The organism is Flavobacterium sp., from assembly GCF_021151785.1.
Classification (GTDB): Bacteria; Bacteroidota; Bacteroidia; order Flavobacteriales; family Flavobacteriaceae; genus Flavobacterium.
Genome location: NZ_JAGKWP010000126.1, coordinates 1 through 5,870 on the forward strand (window position 1 = coordinate 1; position 5,870 = coordinate 5,870).

Below are 5,870 nucleotides of genomic sequence, written 5' to 3' on the forward strand. Positions count from 1 at the left end.
AATTTATTTTAACAATATGATTAAATATTACTCTAGTATTAAAAACTTATATTTAAGTTTTTCATTATTTTTTTCTAAAAAAAGAGAATATGAGAATTTAAGAAATGAAAAAAAGTCTTTAGTTTTCATTATGGTCTTTTTTTCTTTAATTTCTTGTTTTTTTGTTAAGGCTCAATCATCTGTAAATTATGTTCTTACTACTGGTTCAAGTTCCTTTAATTCAATGTCTGGAGCAACTACTTTGTTTTCAGGAGTCCAAGATAATTGGGGTAGTTCAGTTTTGCCTATTGAATTTAATTTTAATTATATGGGAATTTCTTACTCCCATTTTAGTGTTAACAGTAACGGTCAATTAAGATTGCATACTAATGCTGGAGCCACAAGTATTGGAGCGGCAGCTGTTTCAGCTTATACAGCTTCTACAGTTACTATAGCGCCTATGGCTGGGGATAATAGAACGGGAGGTGGTATGACTTATTTAATTTCAGGGATAGCTCCAAATAGAAAATTGATTGTTGAATGGAGTAATTTTTATATTTCAATACCTGATATTACTAATTCTGGAAACATGCAATTAGTATTAAATGAAGGTACAGGAGTAATTGAGTTTATTTATGGAAATATCTTAAATCCTGCGAATTCTTCAGTAACAAGATCAATTTTTCATAGTTCTAATAATACAGCAAATTCTTCTGCTTTTATAACTGTTGGAACCACTCCTTCTCAGAATACTTCTGCAACATCACCAACAGCAAATAATTTTGCGGCTAGTTTACCACTAACTAATTTGGTAAATACTTACATTAAGTTTACACCTCCAAATACACCTTTAGCTTCACCAATTAATTTAACTTTTAGTGGTTTGTCTTCCGCTTCAACAACTTTAAATTGGGTGGATAACTCAATTGGTGAGTCAGGTTTTTTAATTACTCGAGCAACTGACCCAACCTTTACTTCTGGTATAGTTAATTCTGTAATTTCATCAACCTCATCAAATACAATTGGTCAATCTTACAATCTAGTTCAAACAGGTTTATTGCCTTCAACTACGTATTATTATAAAGTTCAAGCTTTTTCAGAGGCTATTTTTTCTACTGAATTATCTGGTTCACAATCGACTAATGCCCCAGGAACATTTGTTTCAGTTGCAACAGGCAATTTTGGTTCAGCATCTACTTGGAATATTAATTTAGTCCCTACTCAATTTGATAACATCATAATTTCTTCTGGGCATACTATTTCAATTGATGCTGTTGGTCAAGTAGCAAATAATGTTACGGTAAATGGAACGTTAGCTTATGGTTCAACTCCAACTTCTTTTTCTATAAATGGTAATTTATTAGTTAACTCTGGGGGAGTAGTTAATGTTTTTACAGGAACAATAGGTAAAACATTAACAGTTGCTGGAGATATTACAAATAATGGTACTATTGATGTTTCTGTTGGGACAACCAGCGCGGGTAATTTAATATTGAATGGTACAACATTACAGACCGTTTCTGGTTTAGGTACTTTTAATACTAGTGTTATCAGAAATTTGACTTTTAGTAATACATCAACTTCAACGCCTAATATAACATGGTTATTTAACAATATTAAAATTGCTTATAATTTGAATATAACTGGAGCTAGAATCAATCTTGGTACGAATAAAATGATTTTTGGTTCTGGAGCCGCTGGTAATTCACTTACTGCACCTATTGGTTCAGGTTTTTTGCCTGGTGGTAGTTTCTCTCGATGGTGGTCAACAACTGTTACGGGAACAACAATTACAGCTGGTTCAGATCCAACAAACACTACTTCAAGGTATCCTTTCTTAAACTCAACAGGGGTTCAAAGAGCAATGTATATCTCTAGAACTGGTTCAACTACAGGAAATGTTGCAGGTGAGTTAACAGTAACTTATACAGATTCAAATACATTGACTACAGGGCTTTCTGTAGTGGATGGTTCATACACTATAACAGATAGATATAATGGTAAATGGACAGTTACAAAAGATGCTTCATACAATCATGCAGGAACACATACTATAGCTGTAGTTGCCAATAATGCTTTCTATACCACAAATGGAAATTCAAGACTTATGCTTGCTAATGCACCCTTGTCTGGAACACATCAAAATGGGACCATTAGTCCAGGAGCTCAAAGAATTGGTTTAACTACTTCAGATTTAATTTCTGGAGACATATATATAGGTCTAAATGTGCAAGAAACACCATTTGTTTCAGTAGCTAATGGTAATTGGGAAAATCCATCAACTTGGAATAAAAATTTAGTACCAAGTGCTTCCGATATTGTTTATATTGCAGCAGGTACTACTGTAACAGTTAATACAGCCTCAGCTGCTGCTAATGCAATTATGATTTATAATGGAGGGGTATTGAATATAAATGGAAATGTAATGACTGTAGCAACAACTTTGTTAAATAATGGTACAGTTAATGCAAATGGCGGAGATTTAATTGTAAACGGTGGTAGTGCTTCTGGAATAACAAATTCTAGTGTTGGTACTTTTGTGGTAGCAGGGGCTACTGTAAGACAAGGGCCAATAGGAGGAGGAAATACCATTTTTACAAATTCAGGTGTGTTAACCGTAAGTTCGGGAATATTGAATATTAATGGAAGTTTGGTTCATTCTGGTTTACAGTTTAATCAAAGCGGAGGGGAAATTAATATCGATGGAAATGCAGCTGGTGTGTCAGCTAATTCAGCCTCTTCATATTATCTTAACTTAACTGCTGCTGTAAATTGGACTGGGGGAAATCTGACAATTGTTGATCCACATACAAGTACATCTGGTACTGATGTATTCTATTATAGTGTTGGAGTAAGTTCTAATGTATCTACAAACCATACATTGAGATTTGGTGATGGAGTTTCTACTGATCCTGGTGGAAATGCAATTGGATTCAGAGCTAATACCTATGTGGGTTCGGGGAGAATTAATTATGGAAATTTAATTATTAACGGAGGTAATGCTACTAATAGGATTGTCACAGGTGGCGTTTACACTAATGTTATTTTAGGGGATTTGACTATTAATTCAGGTTCTGAATATGCTCCTGCTATTGTAGTAGTTGTTGGAGGTAATTTTACTAATAATGGGATTTTTACCCAAACCAATACATTAACATTGAGTTCTTATCTTGGTACTAGTCCAATTATTTCTACGGTACCTCAAGTGGTATCAGGTAGTGGATTGTTTAGGAATTTAGCAATATCACCTACGGCAAACTTAACTTCTTTAACAGTTAATAATTCTAGTGTTATGGGAGTTACTTTTAATGTTCCATTATCAATAAGTGGAACTTTGACAATGACCTCAGGTATTATTAATACCTCAAATACGAGTTTATTAAGTCTTGGGACTTCAACAATAGCAGGAACCTTATTAGGTACTCCAAGTTACACTAATATGATAAAAGGACCTTTTGCAAGAACAATTGCTTCTGGTAATACAAATAATACTTACATATTATTCCCAGTAGGGAAAACAGGTTATGCACCTGTTGCGGTTGCGCCTAGCACAACATCTGTTACTGTTATGAAGGCGGAAGCATATGATTCTAATATAGGAACTCAGGATCCATCAATCATTAATATGTCAACAACAAGAAGATGGGAAGTTCCAATAATGTCTGGAAGTGTAACAGATCTGAATGTTAGATTATCTGATTTAGGAATTTTATCATCAAGTATTCCTGTTCAAGCTCCTTCTGCTTCTGGACTATATTCTGCTTCATTTGGTTCTCTAGCTACTGCCATTGCAGGAGTTTCTACTCAATCAAACACGCCTATTTTGGCTTCAAATTATACGGGATTTTTAAGTTATGCAAATTCAAATTCTTGTAGTGGGGTTCCTGTACCTGGAAGTACAATTACTTCAGGAAATTCCATATGTTTTGGTTCTAGTATCAATTTGAGTTTACAAAATGTAATTTCTGGTTCTGGTGTGACTTACCAATGGAAATCTTCAACTAATGGGACAAATTATTCACCTATTTCTGGTGCTGTAAATTCTACATTGACAATAATACCAACAGAAGCTACTTATTATCTGTGCGAAGTTACGTGTTTAACTTCTTCAAGTTCAAGTACTTCATTGCCAGTTTATATTGTATTTGCAAATAATATTACATCAACAACTTCTGGTACTGTTTGCGGAATTGGTTCAACAACAATTAGTGCGTCTGCTTCTTCAGGAAATATTAAGTGGTTTAATTCTAGTGTTGGTGGTTCAATTCTTTATAGTGGAAATAACTTCGTTACGCCTGTGATTTCTTCATCAACAAATTATTATGCAGCTGCGGAAAGTTTGAATGGAGGCAGTGTTCAAGTTGGAACTGGTGTCGCTACTTCTGGAACAAACTTGTCAGCATTTAATAATTATAGATCTAGTGCTAGAGTTCAGTTGATTTACACAGCTGAAGAGTTGCAAAATGTTGGTTTAAGACCGGGGAATATTACCTCAATAGCATTTAATGTTTCATCTTTAGGTGATGCAGCAACAAATGCAAATTATGTAGTTAATGTTGGATCAACAACATTAACTACTTTTCCTAATACTACATTTTTGACTCCAACATTTACTACTTGTTATGGTCCATCAACATACACTCATACTTCAACAGGGTGGCAGACAATTAATTTTACTACACCATATAATTGGGATGGAGTTTCAAATTTAATTATTGAAATTTCTCACGATGGAGCGAATTTGTATTCAAGTGCAAATACTTTTTATACTGTGACTAATGGAAATACAGTTTTGTATTCTTATAATAACTCAACTTCAAATAATACACTTTCAACTAATAGGTTTAATGTGTTATTATCGGGACAAATAGCTTGTTCTTCTCCAAGAGTTGCTGTTCCTGTTACAGTTACTACCCCGCCATCACTAACATTAAGTGGTTCATCGGCTACAATTTGTAATGGTCAGTCTACATCTACAGCAATTACTATCATAACAGGAGGTTCTAGTTATGATGTTTATACTTGGTCACCATCTTCAGGTGTATCAGGAAATAGTTCTACTGGTTGGACATTTAATCCAACAAGTACAACAACTTATACATTAACGGCTTCACAGTCTGCAGGTTCTTGTGTTAATACAGTTACTTTTACAGTAAATGTAAATTCTACACCATCAGCAATTACGATTGCTCCAATAGCACCAGCGGTTTGTGTGAATTCAATTCAATCACTTACTTTGTCAGGAGGTAGTTCAGATAATATTTCTATCTTAAGTGAGAACTTTAATGCACCTACTAATTCATGGACAACGGTAAATAATTCAACAGGGACAAATGCTACAAATATCGCATGGTCTTTGAAGCCTGATGGTTATATTTATTCAACTTATGCTACATGGCATAGTAATGATAATTCTCAGTTTTATTTATCTAATAGTGATGCTGGTGGTAGTGGAAGTAGTACAACAACATTACTTCAATCACCATCATTTAGTACTTTAAATTATACTTCTGTAGATTTGAAGTTTTACAGTTATTTATATGATTCTACGCCAAGTTCAACTACTGCTAAAGTTCAGGCTTCTTTAGATGGTGTTGCTTGGACAGATTTACAAACATTAACCCCAATATCTGTAAATACATCAACTAGTTTTACACAAGTTACAGTTCCGTTAACTGCCGCTTTTTTAAATAAATCTACTGTTTATATTAGATTTAATTATGTTGCTTCATGGAGGTATTTTTGGGGTATAGATAATGTTTCCATTTCAGGTACTCAGAGTACATCAATTGCTTGGTCACCAACTACTAATTTATATACTGATGCAGCTGCTACAATTCCATATACAGGAGGTAATGCTACTACGCTTTATGTAAAATCTTCTAGTGTTG

General features: G+C 34.0%; 1 protein-coding gene. It reads left to right on the top strand.

The window, feature by feature from the left end:
* Positions 1-16: 16 nt before the first annotated feature.
* The coding region (locus QZ824_RS10410; RefSeq protein WP_291275950.1) for a choice-of-anchor J domain-containing protein at positions 17-5,870 on the top strand (5,854 nt) is incomplete at its 3' end.